The sequence below is a fragment of the Streptomyces sp. NPDC001858 genome (assembly GCF_053594615.1).
This window is the reverse complement of sequence record NZ_JBSFEV010000004.1, coordinates 78,929-96,162: the sequence shown is the minus strand read 5'-3', so window position 1 is coordinate 96,162 and position 17,234 is coordinate 78,929. Positions and strand designations below refer to the sequence as shown.

Genomic DNA, 17,234 nt, shown 5'->3' with positions numbered 1-17,234 from the left:
GCGCGCGGCCGAGAACGATCGCCACGGCGCGCTACGCACGCTACCTGCTCGCGGACGCTCGGCCTACACCGACGGGACGTTTACCGCCCGGCAGAAGTCCTTCAGAAGTCCCTCGGAAGTCCTTGGGAAGTGCTTCGGAAGTGCTTCGGAACGCCGCGAGCAGCCCGCCGGAGCCCGAGCCGGAGCTCGAGCCGGCGCCTGAGAAAGCCTGCCCCGAGGCCCCGGAACTCGCGTCGGACCCGCCCGGCGCGTCGACGATCACACGGCCATACGTGCGGTAACCGCACTATGCACAGCTTTCTCGGGGCACTATGACGGGGTGGCAGCCGAGAGACACCCCCAGGCGCCACCGGGATCGGTGCGACGAAGGGGAACAAGGGGAGGAGCCGGGTGAGCGGTTCGGGCCGGATGAGCGGGTCCGTCCGCGCGGTCGGACGCGCCCTGCACCTCCCGTTCACCGGCACCGCCCGCGGCATCCGCAAGGCCACGCACGCGCACGGCGCCGGCGAGTCCGGCCTCGGCAAGCTGATCGAGCTGCACGGTGTGAACGGCGCGGGCGATGTGATGATCACGGTCGCCCTCGCCTCCACGGTGTTCTTCTCCGTGCCGACCGACGAGGCCCGCGGCCGCGTCGCGCTCTACCTCGCCATCACCATGGCCCCCTTCACCGTCCTGGCCCCCGTGATCGGCCCCCTGCTCGACCGGATCCCGCACGGGCGGCGCGCCGCCATGGCCGGGGCGATGCTCGCCCGGGCGCTGCTGGCGCTGATCCTGTCCGGCGCGGTCGCCACGGGCAGCATCGAGCTGTATCCGGCCGCGCTGGGCGTGCTCGTCGCCTCCAAGGCGTACGGAGTGGTCAGAAGCGCGGTCGTGCCGCGGCTGCTGCCGCCCGGGTTCTCCCTGGTCAAGGCCAACTCGCGGGTCACGCTCGGCGGCCTCCTCGCCACCGGCGTCGCCGCGCCCATCGCGGCCGGGCTCCAGGCCATCGGCCCGCGCTATCCGCTCTACGGCGCCTTCGTGATCTTCATGGCCGGCGCGTTCCTGTCGTTCACGCTGCCGGGCAAGGTCGACTCCGCCAAGGGCGAGGACGTGGCGCTGCTCGCCGCCGACGAAGAGCACCTGCACGGCCCGCACCGCAAGCCGGTGAAGCGGCCGGGACTGCGGACCGTCGGCATCGCCGTCACCCACGCGCTGGGCGCCAACGCGTCCCTGCGCTGGCTCTCCGGGTTCCTGACGTTCTTCCTGGCGTTCCTGCTGCGCGAGCACCCGCTGACCGGGCAGAGCGCGGCGGTGTCGCTGGGCATGGTCGCCGTCTCGGCGGGCGTGGGCAACGCGCTGGGCACGTCCGTGGGCGCCACGCTGCGCTCCAAGGCCCCGGAACTGATCATCGTGACGGTGGTGGCCGTCGTGCTGTGCGCCGTGCTCATCGCCGCCGTCTTCTTCGGGGCGTTCCTGGTGGCGTGCATGGCGGCGATCGCCGGGTTCTCGCAGGCGCTGGCCAAGCTGTCCCTGGACGCGCTGATCCAGCGGGACGTGCCGGAGCTGGTGCGCACCTCGGCGTTCGCCCGCTCGGAGACGATTCTGCAGGTGTGCTGGGTGTTCGGCGGCGCGGTCGGCATCGTCATGCCGCTGAACGGCACGCTGGGCCTGTCGGTGGCCGCCGCGGTGCTCGCACTCGGCTGGCTCTCCACGGTCCGCGGCCTACTGTCCTCGGTCCGCCACGGCCCCGGCACAAAACGCCGCGTGACCTGAGCGCGTGGGGTGCGACACGGTCGCGTCGTACCCCACGTAAGGGGCCGAGCGCGGGGGCCCGATAGCCTTCGGGCATGACCTCGATGCTGCCCCGCGGCGGAGCCGCCGATGCACACGGCGTTGCCCGACGCCGCCGCCGCGCCGTCGCCGCCGCCGGCGCCGTCTCCGCCGGCCTGCTCGTCCTGTCGGCCTGCGACAAGCCGACCCCCATGTCCACGATCACCGTCGGCCGCTCCTCGGTCAGCTCCGAGGCCACCTGCGGCGGCGAGGGCGACGCGCTGCAGGCCGCGGAGCTGACCAAGTGCCTCGCGGACAAGGACATCAAGTCCATCAGCGTCGACCCGGACGAGACCGTCCGCTTCGGCGTCGACCCCGATGTGGCCGACGAGCGCTGGACGATCCTGATGAACGGTCAGCCGCTCACCGAGGACAGCGACAAGACGTACCGGACGATCCCGGGCAGCGTCTTCTTCAACGCCCAGTACGGCGCGCAGGGCGACTCCACGCTCGTCACGATCAAGGCGGGCGACGGCAAGAAGGACAGCCAGGCGGCGACCGGCCTGTGGTCCTTCAAGCTCGAGAAGGACGACTGACCACGTCCCGCATCCGCGTGACACGCATCCTCGTGGCCACCGCGGTCCCCGCCGAGCGGGACGCGGTGGCACAGGCATGGCCGCAGGAACCGGTGACCGAGACCCGGCTGCCGGGCGTGACGCTGCACCGCGCCGGGGACACGTACGACCTGCTCGCCGCCGGAGTCGGCCCGGCCCTGGCCGCCGCCTCCGTCTCCGCAGCCCTGACGGCCGCCGCGCTCGCGGGCGCCCCCTACGACCTCGTCGTCTCGGCGGGCATCGCGGGCGGCTTCGCGCCCGACGCCCCCGTCGGCTCCCTGGTCGTGGCCGACGAGATCACCGCCGCCGACCTGGGCGCCGAGACCGCCGACGGCTTCCTGCCGGTCACCGAGCTGGGCTTCGGCGCCGTCACCCACCGTCCGCCCGCGTCCCTCGTACGGGAGTCCGCGGCCGCCGCCGGGGCCCGCGCCGGGGTCGTCCTGACCGTCTCCACGGTCACCGGCACCGCCGCCCGGGCCGCCGTCCTGCGCGAGCGGCATCCGCGCGCCCTGGCCGAGGCGATGGAGGGCTTCGGGGTCGCCGAGGCGGCCGCCGCGCACGGGGTGCCCGTGCTGGAGATCCGCGCGGTCTCCAACCCCGTCGGCCCCCGCGACCGCGCCGCCTGGCGCATCGGCGAGGCGCTGACGGCCCTGACGACCGGCTTCGGGAAGCTCACGCCCGTCCTCACGAGTTGGAACCCACATGACCCGGACGACCCACATGACCACCGGTGAGCCCGTGCTGCGGATCGCGTACTCGCCCTGCCCGAACGACACCTTCGTCTTCGACGCCCTCGCCCATGGCCGGGTGCCGGGCGCGCCCGCGCTGGACGTGACCTTCGCGGACATCGACGTCACCAACGGCATGGCCGAGCGAGGCGAGTCCGACGCGCTGAAGGTGTCGTACGCCGTGCTGCCGTACGTCCTCGACGCGTACGCGCTGCTGCCGTGCGGGGGCGCGCTGGGCCGGGGCTGCGGCCCGCTGGTGCTGAGCCGGGAGGCCGGGCTCGACCTGACCGGCCGCACGGTCGCCGTGCCGAGCGAGACGTCGACGGCGTACCTGCTGTTCCGCCTCTGGGCGGCGGACACCCTCCCCGGCGGGTTCGGCGAGATCGTCGTCCTGCCGTTCCACGAGATCATGCCGGCCGTGCGGGACGGAAAGGTCGACGCGGGGCTCGTGATCCACGAGGCCCGCTTCACCTACCGCGACTACGGGCTGCACAAGCTCGCGGACATGGGCGAGCACTGGGAGTCCACGACCGGCCTGCCGATCCCGCTGGGCGCGATCATCGCCAAGCGCTCGCTGGGCACGGAGACCCTGACCCGGCTCGCCGACTCGATCCGCGCCTCGGTGCGCGCCGCCTGGGACGACCCCGAGACGTCCCGCCCGTACGTGATGGCGCACGCCCAGGAAATGGACCCGGCCGTCGCCGACCAGCACATCGGCCTCTACGTCAACGAGTTCACGGCCGACCTGGGCGAGGACGGCTATGCCGCGGTGCGCGGACTGCTGACACGCGCGGCGGCCGAGGGACTGTTGCCGCCCCTCGGCCCCGGCGCACTCGATTTCCCTTAGGGGATTTCCCGCTCAGACGTCCAACTGGTCGGCGACCGCGCGCAGTAGACCGGCGATCTTCTTGCCGGAGTTCTTCTCCGGGTAGCGGCCCTTCTCGAGCATCGGCGTGATGTTCTCGAGGAGGGTGGTCAGATCCTGGACGATGGAGGCCAGTTCGTCGGGCTTCTTGCGCTGCGCGGCGGCGACCGACGGGGTCGGGTCCAGAATGACGACGGAGAGCGCCTGGTCACCGCGCTGTCCGGCGACGACGCCGAACTCCACTCGCTGGCCCGGCTTCAGTGCCTCGACTCCGGAAGGGAGGACCGAGGAATGTACGAAGACGTCACCGCCGTCGTCGCGGGAGAGAAAGCCGAAGCCCTTCTCGCTGTTGAACCACTTGACCTTGCCGGTAGGCACGTCTGTCCTCGTCCTCGTACTCGTCGGAAAACTGCTTCGGATACTTCGGATGCTGCTGATACATCGGATGCTTCAAAAACAGCACGGGAACGGCTGTTGACAGCACTTGGGCGGGTCGTCCATGACCCGCCGGTACCAAGGCTAATGGTCTTCGGGCCGGTGACAAGACGTCCCCCGGTTGTTCCTCAGGGCTGGGAACTACCCTGGTCCGGTGCGTGACAAAACCCAAACGAATTCCGCCGCTCCCGGTGACCGACTGATCCGTGCCGGCGCCATCGTCTTCTTCGTCGGCGCCGTGGCCACACTCGTCACGGTCGCCCCGCTGTTCTTCGACACGACGCCTTTTCCTACATACATGTTCGGATTGAGCATGCTCATGGGCGTCGGCTTCCTGATCGCGGGCGCGGGCCTGCTCCGCTCGATCGCCGCCGGCCGACGTCAGGCGCGGGGCTCCGCGGGGTAGCCGGCGGGGCGTTCCGCGAGGTGGGCGGCGAGCCAGGCGGGGAACTCGGTGAGGTCGGCGAGCACGACATCCGCACCTTCCGTCCGCAATTCCTCCGCGTCGCACGGCCCGGTCGGCACGGTGACCGACAGCGCCCCGGCGGCCCTCGCCCCGCGGACGTCCCCCACGTGGTCGCCGACGTAGACGCTCGCGGCGTGCTCGCGCAGGGCCCACGCCTTCTGCTCGGCCCACAGGTCGCCGATGACCGCGTCCGCTCCGAGGCGCACATGCTCCACCTGCAGCTGCGCGTTGGGCTGGTGCTTGGCGGTGACGACGATGGCCCGCCCGCCGGCCGCCTGCACGGCCGCGATCGCCTCCCGGGCGCCGGGCAGCGCGGTCGCGCCGGTGACGCCGTGCTCCGGGTACAGCGAGCGGTAGAGGTGGGCCATGGCCGCGATCCGATCGGCCGGATACCAGTACGCCAGTTCGGTCTCCGGCGGCGGACCGAGCCGGGTGACGACCGCATCGGCGTCGATGTACGTCCCCGTCCGCTCGGCGAGCGCGAGATAGGTGGCGCGGATGCCGGGCCGGGAGTCGATCAGGGTCATGTCGAGGTCGAAGCCGACGGTGAGCACGGGTGACGTCATACACCCATTCTGCCCAGGGCCGATCCTCGGCAGCGCCCCGAAGGGGCGCGAGGCGTTTACATTTGCGGCTCCGCCGCGCGGGCGCGACCAGCCACGACGGCGCCGCAGCGTAACGAGGGCCTATCGCGGCACATCGCGGCACTCCCAGCGGAGCGCTCAGCTCTGTTTCTGCGAGCGCCAGGCCAGGAACAGCGCCGACGCCACGGCCGCGCCGCGGATCACCCACGGCCAGGTCTGGGCGACCGCGTCGTTCATCTGTCCCTCGGCGATGGGGTCGCCCCAGCGCCCCTCGGAGCGCCCCCACAGCCAGACGAGCCCGGCGGTGAGCGAGAGCCCCGGCAGCCACATGACCGCCAGCTTCGTCTCCCGCTCGGTCAGCCGACGGGAGGCGTAGGCGATGAGCCACCCCAGGATCAGCCCGTACCAGTTCCCGAACACCGCGCCGAAGACGAGACAGGCGGCGCCGAGCAGGAGCAGCGGATTGCTCCAACGCCGCCCCGCGCCTGCGGACTCCCCCGAGCCCCGCGCCCACCGAAACCGACGCCGGGGTCGCCCTTCTTCCGCGCCCCCCGCATCCGCTTCGTCTCCTGCTGCCTCGTCCTCTCCCTCTCCCTCTTCCTCGTCCTCTTCCTCGGGCTTGGTGCGCGGGGGAGGCTTGAGGAGGTCGGGGATCTCGACGCCGCCGACGAACCCGTGCACGTCCTCGCCGGGGCCGAAGGGGATCGGCTCGTGCAGCCACCAGTCGGGCGACTCCCGGGAGTCGCCCAGTTCGTGCGCGGGGGCGCGGTGCGGCGGGGAGGCCCCCTCGGAGGGGGCGGCGGGGGGCGGTGTGCCGGAGCGGGGCCGCGGCACGACACGCCGGATGCCCTTCGGCCGCGGCGGCGCCTCCGCCCGGTCCCGCTGCACGGGCACGGAGGTCGCCGGCGCCTCCGGGGCGCCGCTGCCCCGCTCGGCCGCGGCGGCGACGATGTCGTCGGGACTGCCGAGACGGTCGATGATGCGGCGGACGGCCGCGGGAGAGTCGACGGCGGCCTTCGCCCGCCGCCGGTCGATCTCGTTGCGCAGCTCGGAGACGAGCCGCATCCGCGTGGCCGAGGACAACTGCCGCTGCTGCGCGACATCCCCGACCCGACTCAGATACTCGTACACCACTTGGTCGCTCTCGATCCCCACGGGAAGACGCTATCGCTTCTTCACTTGTCAGCACCGGTCAGGGCAATTCAGCCCGTCCGGCGTCACCTCTCAAGGACCGGTGAGGACACATCAGCCCGTCCGGCGATTGAGGACGAGGCCCGTTCAGGGCCGGTGGGGGGTCTGGGGGCGCAGCCCCCGGGGACGGCAACCGATACCGTGGGCAAGATGAGCACCGAGGACCACCAGGCCCCCCGGTCCCTCGCGGAAGCGCTCCGCGCCCGGGACGACGCTTCCCTGGCCGCGCTCCTGCGCGCCCGCCCCGACCTCATCACCCCGGTCCCCACCGACCTCACGCAGCTCGCCACCCGCGCCGGCACCCGCGCCTCCGTGGTCCGCGCGCTGGAGCGGCTGGACCGGTTCGCCCTGCAGAGTGCGGAGGCGCTGGCCGTGGCCGGCGAACCGGCGACGTACGCCGAGCTGCTCGGCCTGATGGCGGGCGACAAGCGCGAGCCGACCGTCGTCGAGGCGCTGCCCGCCGCGCTCGCGGCGCTGCGCGAACAGGCGCTGGTCTGGGGCGCGGACGACCGTCTCCGGCTCGTCCGCACGGCCCGCGAACTGCTCGCGCCGTCGCCGCAGCACCCGTCCCCGACCGGGCTCGGGCCCAGCGTGCGGGAGGCGACCGCGGGCATGTCGCCGGGCCGGATCCAGGAGATCGTGGCGACGGCCGGGCTGCCGTCCACGCACGACTCGGTGTCCGCCGTCGGCGCGCTCACCTCCCTCTTCACGCACCGCAGGAAGATGGCCGCCCTGCTCGCCGGGGCGTCCGCCGACTCGCTCGACGTCCTGGACCGGCTGGTGTGGGGGCCGCCGTACGGGCAGGTCACGGCCGAGCCGGCGGCGCGGCTGCGCTGGCTGCTCGACCGCGGGCTGCTGCTGCCGACCGCGCCCGGGACGGTCGTGCTCCCCCGCGAGGTCGCCCTGCATCTGCGCGGCGGCCTCGCCCACCGCTCGCCGGAACCCCTGCCGCCGGGCGTCGAGCCACTCGCCGTGCATCGTCCACAGGTGGTGGACACGACGGCGGCCGGTCAGGCGTACACGGCGCTGACGACCGTCGAGGAGCTGCTGAAGGACTGGCACGAGGGCGGTCCGGCCGTGCTGCGGGCGGGCGGGCTGAGCGTGCGCGACCTCAAGCGGACGGCCGTGGCGCTGGACGTGTCCGAGCCGCTGGCCGCGTTCTGGGTCGAGCTGGCGTACGCGGCCGGGCTGCTCGCCTCCGACGGGGAGGCCGACGAACGGTACGCGGCGACCCCGGAGTTCGACGAGTGGCTGGAGCGGCCGCCCGCCGAGCGGTGGGCGCAGCTCGCGCAGGCGTGGCTGGCGGCGACCCGGACGTCCGGGGTGGTCGGCGGCCGGGATCTGAAGGAGCGGGCGCTGTCGGCGCTGGGTCCGGGTCTGGACCGGTCCGCCGCGCCCGAGGTGCGGCACCGGGTGCTGACGCTGCTGGCCGGGCTGCCCGAGGGCGCCGCGCCGGACGCGGAGGCGGTGCTGACCCGGCTGCGCTGGGAGCGCCCGCTGCGCGGACCGCAGCATCCCCAGGACGCCCAGACCGACGGCGATCTGCGCACCCGGCTCGCCCGCTGGGCCCTGACGGAGGCCGAACTGCTGGGCGTGACCGGCCGCGGCGCGCTGTCGGCGCAGGGCAGGGCGCTCCTGGGCGCACCCCCGGCGCCGACCCCGCCCACGACCGGAACCGCTCCCGGCGGCCCCGGCGGCCCCGGCGACAAGCTGCCCACGCACCATCACCACCACTCCTCCCGCACGGCCACCACGGCGGCGCCCCTCTCGCCGCCCGAGCAGTCCGTAGCCACGGCGACGGCCGCCCGTCTGCTCACTCCGCTCCTCCCGGAGCCGCTGGACCACGTCCTGCTCCAGGCGGACCTGACCGCGGTCGCCCCCGGCCCGCTGCGGCGGCCGCTCGCCGAGGTGCTGAGCGTGCTCGCGGACGTGGAGTCCAAGGGCGGCGCGACCGTCTACCGCTTCACGCCCGGCTCGGTCCGGCGTGCCCTGGACGTCGGCCGCAGCGCCTCCGACCTGCACGCGTTCCTCGCCGAGCACTCGCGTACGCCGGTGCCGCAGCCGCTGACGTATCTGATCGACGACGTGGCGCGCCGCCACGGTCATCTGCGGGTGGGCGCGGCCTCGGCCTATGTCCGCTGCGACGACGACGCACTGCTGAACGAGATCCTCGCCGACAAGCGGGCCGTCGTCCTGCGGCTGCGCCGCCTCGCCCCCACGGTGCTCGCGGCGCAGGCCGATCCGGCGGCCCTGCTCGAAGGCCTGCGTCAGATGGGCTTCGCGCCCGCCGCGGAGTCCGCCGAGGGCGACGTCCTGATCACCCGCGCCCACGCGCACCGCACCCCGCCCCGCACGGCCCCCGAGCCGGTGCCGGACGGCCCGCCGATGCCGGACGGCACCCTCCTCACGGCGGCGATCCGGGCGATCCGGGCCGGCGACCTGGCCGCCACGACGCCGCGCAAACCGACCGAGGACGCCGCCCCGCTCGCCGCCGGCGAACTCCCCCGCACCAGCTCCGCCGAGACCCTCGCGACCATGCAGGCCGCGGTCCTCACCGGCGAGGCCCTGTGGATCGGCTACGTCAACGCGGAGGGCGCCGCGAGCCAGCGGGTCATCGCCCCGGTCCGGGTGGAGGGCGGCTTCGTGACGGCGTACGACCACACGGCGGACGAGGTCCGCACGTACCCGCTGCACCGGATCACGGGGGTCGCGGAGCTGGCCGACGACTGAGGGCCGACGACTGACGGGGCGACGGCTGAGGGGCCCAAGACCGAGCGGGGCCGTCGGCGACGGTCAGCACTCGCCGACGGAGGCGTCCGCGGCCAGCCCGAAGTGGGCGCGGGCCTGCGACTCGACCTCGGCGGACGACATCGGAGTGCGCAGCGAGGAGCGGACGAGGACGCCGAAGTGCGCCTGGGTCCACTGCGCGTACCCGGCCCCGTCGGGCGGCTCCTCGCGGGAGACGACCCGGTAGCCGCCCTTGGCCGCCGCGTCCCGTTCCAGGCGGATCACCTGCGGATACTGCCCGGCGCTGCACTCCACCAGGCTGTCCCCCTGCACCCCGTACTCGACGCACAGCGTGTTGACTCCGGCCCGTACGTCGCCGTCGTGCTCCTCCAGTTCGAGCGCCTCCGCATGGCAGAACCAGCGGGCGTCGAGTGCGGGCAGGGTCTCGCCGTAGCCGCTGCCCACCGCGTCCGCGGCGATCCGCGCCTCGATGACGGGCCGTACCTCGGCCCACAGCCTCGCGTCGACCTCGCCGGGCCACATCACCCAGGTGCCCGTGGCCGCCAGCACGGCGGCGGCCCCGACCCCGACGGCCCCTCGACGGAACGACAGCACAGCCATACCGAACCCCCCACCGCCCGCGCCCACCGCGCTGCTCGTCCGGTGAGACACCCGGAGGACGCGCAGGGTTGCGCGAGACGTTGCCCACGTCGGCCGGGGAGCAGCGGCCCCCCGTTTCGGGACGCCTTACGGCACACTGGAGGTTTGGCCGTGCGGAAGGGATGTGCACGTACGTGAACGGTCCACTCATCGTCCAATCTGACAAAACCCTGCTCCTGGAGGTCGACCACGAGCAGGCCGGCGACTGCCGTCGGGCCATCGCGCCGTTCGCCGAACTGGAGCGGGCGCCGGAGCACATCCACACCTACCGGCTGACCCCGCTGGGGCTGTGGAACGCGCGGGCCGCCGGCCACGACGCCGAGCAGGTCGTCGACGCACTGGTGCAGTACAGCCGCTACCCCGTGCCGCACGCGCTGCTCGTCGACATCGCCGAGACGATGGACCGCTACGGCCGGCTGACGCTGAGCAAGCATCCGGCGCACGGGCTGGTGCTCACCACCACCGACCGGCCGGTGCTGGAGGAGATCCTGCGGTCGAAGCGGGTCGCTCCGCTGGTCGGCAACCGGATCGACCCCGACACCGTGGCCGTGCACCCCTCCGAGCGCGGGCAGATCAAGCAGACGCTGCTGAGGCTGGGCTGGCCCGCCGAGGACCTCGCGGGGTACGTCGACGGCGAGGCGCACGCGATCGAGCTGGACGAGAACGGCTGGGCGCTCAGGCCGTATCAGAAGCAGGCCGTGGAGAACTTCTGGCACGGCGGCAGCGGTGTCGTCGTGCTGCCGTGCGGGGCCGGGAAGACGCTGGTCGGCGCCGGGGCCATGGCGCAGGCGAAGTCCACGACCCTGATCCTCGTCACGAACACCGTCTCCGCCCGGCAGTGGAAGCACGAGCTGGTGAAGCGGACCTCGCTGACCGAGGACGAGATCGGCGAGTACAGCGGGACCCGGAAGGAGATCCGGCCCGTCACCATCGCCACCTACCAGGTGCTGACGACCCGGCGGAAGGGCGTCTACCCGCACCTGGAGCTGTTCGACTCCCGGGACTGGGGGCTGATCCTCTACGACGAGGTGCACCTGCTGCCGGCGCCCGTCTTCAAGTTCACCGCCGACCTCCAGGCCCGGCGGCGGCTCGGACTGACCGCGACCCTCGTGCGCGAGGACGGCCGTGAGTCGGACGTCTTCTCCCTCATCGGCCCCAAGCGCTTCGACGCTCCCTGGAAGGAGATCGAGGCGCAGGGCTACATCGCGCCCGCCGACTGTGTCGAGGTGCGCGTCAACCTCACCGACTCCGAGCGGCTCGCCTACGCCACCGCCGAGGCCGAGGAGAAGTACCGCTTCTGCGCGACGACGGCGACCAAGCGGAAGGTGACCGAGGCGATCGTGCGCCGGTTCGCCGGGCAGCAGATCCTCGTCATCGGGCAGTACATCGACCAGCTCGACGAGCTCGGCGAGCATCTCGACGCCCCCGTCATCAAGGGCGAGACCTCCAACGCCCAGCGCGAGAAACTCTTCGACGCCTTCCGGGAGGGCGAGATCAGCGTGCTGGTCGTGTCGAAGGTCGCGAACTTCTCGATCGACCTGCCGGAGGCGACCGTCGCCATCCAGGTCTCCGGCACCTTCGGCTCCCGCCAGGAGGAGGCCCAGCGGCTCGGGCGGGTACTGCGCCCCAAGTCGGACGGGCACCAGGCCCACTTCTACTCCGTGGTCGCCCGGGACACCATCGACCAGGACTTCGCGGCGCACCGCCAGCGCTTCCTGGCGGAGCAGGGCTACGCGTACCGGATCATGGACGCGGACGAGCTGCTGGCCGAGGAGACCTGAGCCGCCCCGGACGGTTCGGGCGGGCCGGATGGGCCGGGCGGACCGGACGGACCGGGTCACCTGCGGCGCACGCCCGCTTCCTCCGCGTACTCGCCGAGAAGTATGACGTCGAAGGCGGCGCGGGCGAACACCTTCAGCGCGCGCAGGGCGTCGCCGACGCGGTGCTGGTGACGGTGGGTGTGGGTGCCGGTCAGCGGGGTGGCGCCGGCCGGGCCTCGGGCTGGGCTGATGGTCGCTGCACTCATGCCTCCATGATGGAAGCCGGGGCATAAAGCGGGCATCGGTCTCAGGTCCCCGGTTCGGGTGCTACTTGAGTACCCCCGGAGTCACCCGGAGGGTGGAGCCGCCCCCGAGCGGGACCGGCTGCATCCCCTAGGGGGCGGAGCGCCCGGCCTCTAAATCCATTGGCGCCCGCCTCTGCCATTCACCTAGAATCCCCGCTCTTGCCCGCCTCCCTTCCCGGAGAGCCGCCGTCCGGACGGAAACCGGACGGCCCCACCACAGCACCCTCTGAACAGGTCCGGAGGCACCCCCTTGTCCGCGACGTCCACGCCGTCCTCGCCCGTCGACGACGATCCCCTCGCCCGCGAGCGCGCCCATCTCACCTCCTCCCGTGCCGCGCTGCGCGCCATGCGCGAGGACGTCGAGGCGCTCGACATCAGCGACGTCACCGCGAACTGGGTCAACGCCCAGATCCTGGAGCGCCAGATCGAGGAGCGCATCAAGGCGCTCGCCGACCTCAGCCACACCCCGCTCTTCTTCGGCCGCCTCGACTACCTGCACGCCCCCGGCGCCGACCAGGCGGAAGGGGCGGAAGGGGAGCGCTTCTACATCGGGCGTCGGCATGTGCACGACTCCGGCGGCGATCCCATGGTCATCGACTGGCGGGCGCCGGTCTCGCAGCCGTTCTACCGGGCCTCAAAGAAGGACCCGATGGACGTCGGGCTGCGCCGCCGCTTCGGCTACACCGGCGGCGACCTCACCGCGTACGAGGACGAGCACCTGTCCGACCCGGCCGATCCGTCGGGCGGCGCCGCCACCAGCAAGCTGCTCCAGCAGGAGATCGAGCGGCCGCGCGTCGGTCCGATGCGCGACATCGTCGCGACCATCCAGCCCGAGCAGGACGAGATCGTGCGCAGCGGGCTGGGCGGGACGGTCTGCGTCCAGGGCGGGCCGGGCACCGGGAAGACGGCCGTCGGTCTGCACCGGGTGGCGTATCTGCTGTACGCCCACCGCGAGCGGCTCGCCCGCACGGGCACGCTGGTCATCGGGCCGAACCGGTCGTTCCTGCACTACATCGAACAGGTGCTGCCCGCGCTCGGCGAGTTGACGGTCCGCCAGGGCACGGTCGACGACCTGGTGGCCCATGTGGAGGTCCGGGGCGCGGACGACGCGGCGGCGGCGATCGTGAAGGGCGACGCGCGGATGGCGCAGGTGCTGCGGCGCGCCGTCTACGCGCACGTGAGCATGCCGAGCGAGCCGATCGTCGTCGTGCGCGGCTCCCGGCGCTGGCGGGTTCCGGCGTATGAACTGGAGGAAATGGTCCGCGAGCTGCTCGACCGGGACATCCGCTACGGCGCGGCCCGCGAGGCCCTGCCGCAGCGCATCGCGCACGCCGTGCTGGTGCAGATGGAGCGCTCGGGCGAGGCCCCGGACGACCGGGTGCAGGACGCCGTCGCCCGCAACAGCGCGGTGAAGGCGGCGGTGAAGGCCGTGTGGCCGGTCGTCGACCCGGCGAAGCTGGTGCTGCGGCTGCTCACCGACCCGGAGTTCCTCGCGACGCACGCGGAGGGCGTGCTCGGCGAGGACGAGCAGAAGACGATCCTGTGGCAGAAGCCGGTGCGCTCCGTGAAGTCGGCCAGGTGGTCGGCGGCGGACGCGGTCCTGATCGACGAGGCGACCGACCTCGTCGAGCGCACGCACTCGCTCGGCCATGTGGTCCTGGACGAGGCGCAGGACCTGTCCCCCATGCAGTACCGGGCCGTGGGCCGCCGCTGCACCACCGGTTCGGCGACCGTCCTCGGCGACCTCGCGCAGGGCACCACCCCGTGGGCGACCCGGAGCTGGCAGGAGGCCCTCGCCCACCTCGGCAAGGCGGACGCGGTGATCGAGGAGCTGACGGCCGGTTTCCGCGTCCCGACGGACGTCATCACCTACGCCTCCCGGCTGCTCCCGGACATCGCGCCGGGCCTCACGCCCGTCGCGTCGGTCCGGGAGAACCCCGGCTTCTTCGACGTCCGTCCGGTCTCCGGGGACGGCGAGGTCCTCGCGGCCTGCGAGGAGTTGCTGCGCCACGAGGGCTCGACGGGCCTGATCGCGGCGGACGCCCGGATCCCGGCCCTGGCCGAAGCCCTGACCGCCGCGGGGATCGGCCATCTGGCCCCCGGCGAGGAGACGACGGCCGAGACCCGGCTCACCCTGGTCCCGGCGTCCCTCGCCAAGGGCCTGGAGTACGACTACGTCGTCCTGGACGAACCCCGGGCCGTGGTGGACGGCGAACCGGACGAGCGGACGGGCCTGCGCCGCCTGTACGTGGCCCTGACCCGAGCCGTGTCGGGCCTGATCGTGACCCACACGGCCCCACTGCCGACCCAGCTCGACTGAGCGCTCCGCGGAGCGCTCCGCTGGACGTGCCGCGATGTGCCGTCGTTGCACTGCGGCGCCGTCGTGGCTGGTCGCGCAGTTCCCCGCGCCCCTAAGGGGCGCTGCCGAACCGCCGACTTCGCCCGGCCCGCTCAGTCGGCCGGGGTCCCGTCCACCGTCCGCCGCCAGCGGGCCACCGCCCGCGGCGACACCGGTGCGGTCCAGCCCCCCGGGCGGGCCGCGCCGCCGATGTGGAAGGCGTCGACGCCGGCTGAGCGCAGCAGCGGCACGTGGTCGAGGCGCAGGCCGCCGCCGACGAGAAGCTGCTGCTCATAGCCCTGCTCACCGTGCCGGGCCGCCTCCGCGAGGAGGGTGGGGAGGCCGGCGTCGACGCCGTCCGGGGAGCCGGCCGTGAGGTAGGTGTCCAGTCCGGGCAGGCCGTCCAGCTGCTTGCGCAGGGCGTCGCGGTCGCCGACGTGGTCCAGGGCGCGGTGGAAGGTCCAGCGGCAGCCGTCCAGCTCGGCGACGACCCGCTCCACCGCGGCGAGGTCGACCCCGCCCTCCGCGTCGAGGAACCCGAGCACGAACTCGTCCGCGCCGGCCGCCCGCAGTCCGTCGGCGACGCGGACGAGCCGGTCGACGTCCCCGGCCGCGAAGCCGTCGGTGAGTCTCAGCATGACGCGCAGGGAGAGGTCGACGGCGGACCGGATCCCGGTGAAGGCCGTGAGCGGCGGGGTGAGCCCGTCGGCGGCCATGTCGGTGACCAGTTCGAGGCGGTCGGCGCCTCCGGCCTGGGCGGCGACCGCGTCCTCGACGTCGAGGGCGATCACCTCCAGAACTGCACGCTTGCTCATGGGACCCCATTCATCGGCTGCATCGGCTTCATCTGCTTCATCGGGCGACTAGAGGTCTAGTCCAATTCAGAATACGCCCGGAGACCCCGGCCGCACGCGCGACAATGAGGTCATGGCCGATCTCGACGCCCTGCGCACCCGTTTCAGCCACGCCCTGGAGAGAGCGCGGCCCCCCGTCGGCGGCTCCGACCCGGCGCCGTACGCCGACGATCTCCTCGCCCGCTGGCAGGAGCCGCAGCGCCGCTACCACACGCTGACGCACCTCACCGAGGTCCTCGACCGGATCGACGTCCTCCAGGCGCACGCCGCCGAACCGGACCTCGTCCGGCTGGCCGCCTGGTTCCACGACGCCGTCTATCTGCCCGACCGCTCCGAGAACGAGGAGCGCTCGGCCCGGCTCGTCGAGCGCGCCCTGCCCGAGGCCGGGGTGTCCCCGGCGAAGACCGCCGAGGTCGCGCGGCTCGTCCGGCTCACCGTGACCCACGACCCGGCCGACGACGACCCCGACGGCCAGGTCCTGTGCGACGCCGACCTCGCGATCCTCGCCGCGCCGCCCTCCGCGTACGCCGTCTACACCCTCGCCGTCCGCGAGGAGTACCACTTCGTCCCGAACGAGGCCTTCCGCGCCGGGCGGGCCGACGTCCTGCGCCAACTCCTCGACCTGCCACGCCTGTTCAGGACCCCGTACGGCGCCGAACGGTGGGAGGAGACGGCCCGCCACAACCTGCGGGGCGAGCTGGAGCTGCTGACCTCATGACGACCCCCGTCGGGCGCGGCATCCCCGGTATGCCCGGTGTCCCCGGTATCCCCACCGACCGCCTGACCCTCGAAGCCGTCGGGCCCGGCGCCGCCGCCGGACTGCGCGCGGGCGGCGGCGGAGGCTTCGGCTGGCTCGGGGGCGCGCCGTTCGAGGGGACGCGCGACGCCGCCGGAATGGTCGCCAAGGCGTACGCGTCCGGCGTGCTCCGGCCCGGGTTCGGCCTCTACGTCGTCGTCCGCCGGGAGGACGGCCGGGCCGTCGGCAGCATCTGCTTCCACGCGGCTCCGGACGACGACGGCCGCACCGAGATCGGCTACGACCTGGTCGAAGCCGCCCGCGGCCACGGCTACGCCACCGAGGCGCTGCGCGCGCTGGCCGGCTGGGCGCTGGCGCGGGACGACGTACAGCGCCTGTTCGCGGTCGTCGAGCACGCCAACACCGCCTCCCGGGCCGTGCTGGAGCGGGCCGGGTTCGTCAGGGTCGGCGAGGGGGACGGGGAGTACGCGTACGAACTGCGGGCCCCGCACGCCCCGCACCTCAGCTGACCTGGCCGCCCTTGCGTCGGCGCAGGCCGGACTCCGTCAGCAGCCGCACCACCTCGCGGCTGCTCACCTCGACCGCCCCGCCCGCCACCACCTCGGGGTAGCGATGCGACGGGATGTCGTAGTGATCCCGTTCGAAGGCGCGGCGGGGGACGCCCAGCGCGTCGGCGAAGGCGTGCAGTTCGGCGTACGAGACGTCGCTGACGAGGTGCGACCACATCCGGCCGTGCCCCGGCCAGTTCGGCGGGTCGATGTAGACCGTCACGACGAGACCGTTCCCCCGGTCGCCGAACCCAGCGTCCCCACCGCGGCGACCTTCACGCCCGCCAGGTGGCACACCCAGTGCGGGTCGGGTCCCAGCTCGGGCTCGACCTCCAGGGCGTGCGGATCGCCGGAGCCGCAGACCGGGCACAACGGCCAGCGCCCGTACCGCTCCAGCAGCGCGTCCTGCACGTCCTGCGCCACCAGCCCCGCGACGTACGCCGCGCCCTCCGGCCACTGCTCGACCCACCAGCGGCGCTGCGCGACGGAGTCCTCCACCATGGACACCACGTCCGCCGCGGCGACCTGCCCGGCGGCCAGATCGGCGAGCACGAGGGCGCGCGCGGCGTGCAACGCCTGCTCCAGGGAGCTCACGGGTTCCATGCACCCATTGTGCGCACTCTTGACCGCCGTCCTGACCAAAAATATCTTTC

At 73.3% G+C, this 17,234-nt stretch carries 17 protein-coding genes and 1 pseudogene; 10 read left to right on the top strand and 8 right to left on the bottom strand.

Annotated features, from left to right (window positions below; all coding sequences use genetic code 11):
• The first annotated feature begins 408 nt into the window (after window positions 1-408).
• The 4 genes from ACWCPF_RS07145 (at window position 409) to ACWCPF_RS07130 (ending at window position 3,938) form a co-directional block, all read left to right on the top strand.
• A complete protein-coding gene (locus ACWCPF_RS07145; RefSeq protein WP_451044227.1) occupies window positions 409-1,752 on the top strand; it encodes an MFS transporter in 1,344 nt (447 codons plus the stop codon).
• Window positions 1,753-1,826: 74 nt separating this feature from the next.
• Window positions 1,827-2,345: a DUF2771 domain-containing protein gene (locus ACWCPF_RS07140; protein WP_451043952.1), complete on the top strand. Its 519-nt coding sequence runs from the start codon at window positions 1,827-1,829 to the stop codon at window positions 2,343-2,345.
• Between the two features lie 17 nt (window positions 2,346-2,362).
• The gene (locus ACWCPF_RS07135; RefSeq protein ID WP_451043951.1) at window positions 2,363-3,097 is read left to right on the top strand and encodes a futalosine hydrolase; all 735 of its coding nucleotides are present in this window, start codon (window positions 2,363-2,365) and stop codon (window positions 3,095-3,097) included.
• Window positions 3,066-3,938: a 1,4-dihydroxy-6-naphthoate synthase gene (locus tag ACWCPF_RS07130; protein WP_451043950.1), complete on the top strand. Its 873-nt coding sequence runs from the start codon at window positions 3,066-3,068 to the stop codon at window positions 3,936-3,938. Before ACWCPF_RS07135 ends, ACWCPF_RS07130 begins: the two co-directional genes overlap by 32 nt.
• A gap of 12 nt (window positions 3,939-3,950) precedes the next feature.
• Here the strand turns inward: ACWCPF_RS07130 and ACWCPF_RS07125 are convergent, their stop codons facing one another.
• On the bottom strand, window positions 3,951-4,334 hold the full coding sequence (locus ACWCPF_RS07125) for a cold-shock protein (RefSeq protein WP_451043949.1): 384 nt from the start codon (window positions 4,332-4,334) through the stop codon (window positions 3,951-3,953).
• Window positions 4,335-4,545: 211 nt separating this feature from the next.
• Between ACWCPF_RS07125 and ACWCPF_RS07120 the strand changes: the two genes are divergently transcribed.
• Window positions 4,546-4,797, top strand: coding sequence for a hypothetical protein (locus ACWCPF_RS07120; protein ID WP_451043948.1), 252 nt, complete (start codon window positions 4,546-4,548; stop codon window positions 4,795-4,797).
• Here ACWCPF_RS07120 and ACWCPF_RS07115 read toward each other — a convergent pair.
• Both ACWCPF_RS07115 and ACWCPF_RS07110 read right to left on the bottom strand, forming a co-directional pair.
• The gene (locus ACWCPF_RS07115; RefSeq protein ID WP_451043947.1) at window positions 4,773-5,423 is read right to left on the bottom strand and encodes an HAD family hydrolase; all 651 of its coding nucleotides are present in this window, start codon (window positions 5,421-5,423) and stop codon (window positions 4,773-4,775) included. The two genes, ACWCPF_RS07120 and ACWCPF_RS07115, sit on opposite strands and share 25 nt — an antisense overlap.
• Window positions 5,424-5,579: 156 nt before the next feature.
• Window positions 5,580-6,596: a hypothetical protein gene (locus ACWCPF_RS07110; RefSeq protein WP_451043946.1), complete on the bottom strand. Its 1,017-nt coding sequence runs from the start codon at window positions 6,594-6,596 to the stop codon at window positions 5,580-5,582.
• Between the two features lie 186 nt (window positions 6,597-6,782).
• On the opposite strand from ACWCPF_RS07110, the gene ACWCPF_RS07105 reads away from it, so the two are divergent.
• Entirely contained in the window at window positions 6,783-9,362 is a 2,580-nt protein-coding gene (locus tag ACWCPF_RS07105) for a helicase-associated domain-containing protein (protein ID WP_451043945.1), read from the top strand.
• A 63-nt stretch (window positions 9,363-9,425) separates the two neighbouring features.
• Here ACWCPF_RS07105 and ACWCPF_RS07100 read toward each other — a convergent pair whose 3' ends face one another.
• Window positions 9,426-9,980 (bottom strand): hypothetical protein, encoded by a 555-nt coding sequence (locus ACWCPF_RS07100; RefSeq protein WP_451043944.1) that lies wholly within the window; start codon window positions 9,978-9,980, stop codon window positions 9,426-9,428.
• 173 nt (window positions 9,981-10,153) lie between these two features.
• On the opposite strand from ACWCPF_RS07100, the gene ACWCPF_RS07095 reads away from it, so the two are divergent.
• Window positions 10,154-11,800 (top strand): DNA repair helicase XPB, encoded by a 1,647-nt coding sequence (locus ACWCPF_RS07095; protein WP_451043943.1) that lies wholly within the window; start codon window positions 10,154-10,156, stop codon window positions 11,798-11,800.
• Window positions 11,801-11,856: 56 nt separating this feature from the next.
• On the opposite strand, the gene ACWCPF_RS07090 is transcribed toward ACWCPF_RS07095, so the two are convergent.
• Window positions 11,857-12,045, bottom strand: coding sequence for a hypothetical protein (locus ACWCPF_RS07090; RefSeq protein ID WP_451043942.1), 189 nt, complete (start codon window positions 12,043-12,045; stop codon window positions 11,857-11,859).
• A 289-nt stretch (window positions 12,046-12,334) separates the two neighbouring features.
• Here ACWCPF_RS07090 and ACWCPF_RS07085 point away from each other — a divergent pair, with 289 nt between their 5' ends.
• Complete coding sequence (locus tag ACWCPF_RS07085; protein WP_451043941.1) at window positions 12,335-14,404, top strand: HelD family protein; 2,070 nt, start codon at window positions 12,335-12,337, stop codon at window positions 14,402-14,404.
• A 131-nt stretch (window positions 14,405-14,535) separates the two neighbouring features.
• Here ACWCPF_RS07085 and ACWCPF_RS07080 read toward each other — a convergent pair whose 3' ends face one another.
• Window positions 14,536-15,237: a copper homeostasis protein CutC gene (locus tag ACWCPF_RS07080; RefSeq protein WP_451043940.1), complete on the bottom strand. Its 702-nt coding sequence runs from the start codon at window positions 15,235-15,237 to the stop codon at window positions 14,536-14,538.
• A gap of 112 nt (window positions 15,238-15,349) precedes the next feature.
• On the opposite strand from ACWCPF_RS07080, the gene ACWCPF_RS07075 reads away from it, so the two are divergent.
• Window positions 15,350-15,994 carry an HD domain-containing protein gene (locus tag ACWCPF_RS07075; RefSeq protein WP_451043939.1) on the top strand — a complete coding sequence of 215 codons (645 nt, stop codon included), beginning with the start codon at window positions 15,350-15,352 and terminating at the stop codon, window positions 15,992-15,994.
• A 47-nt stretch (window positions 15,995-16,041) separates the two neighbouring features.
• Window positions 16,042-16,542, top strand: a pseudogene (locus tag ACWCPF_RS07070) (GNAT family N-acetyltransferase); the annotation flags it as partial.
• Here ACWCPF_RS07070 and ACWCPF_RS07065 read toward each other — a convergent pair.
• Together ACWCPF_RS07065 and ACWCPF_RS07060 are read right to left on the bottom strand one after the other, a co-directional pair.
• Entirely contained in the window at window positions 16,535-16,804 is a 270-nt protein-coding gene (locus ACWCPF_RS07065) for a DUF4031 domain-containing protein (protein WP_451043938.1), read from the bottom strand. The pseudogene ACWCPF_RS07070 and the gene ACWCPF_RS07065 sit on opposite strands and share 8 nt — an antisense overlap.
• The gene (locus ACWCPF_RS07060; RefSeq protein WP_451043937.1) at window positions 16,801-17,184 is read right to left on the bottom strand and encodes a hypothetical protein; all 384 of its coding nucleotides are present in this window, start codon (window positions 17,182-17,184) and stop codon (window positions 16,801-16,803) included. Before ACWCPF_RS07060 ends, ACWCPF_RS07065 begins: the two co-directional genes overlap by 4 nt.
• Between the last annotated feature and the right edge of the window lie 50 nt (window positions 17,185-17,234).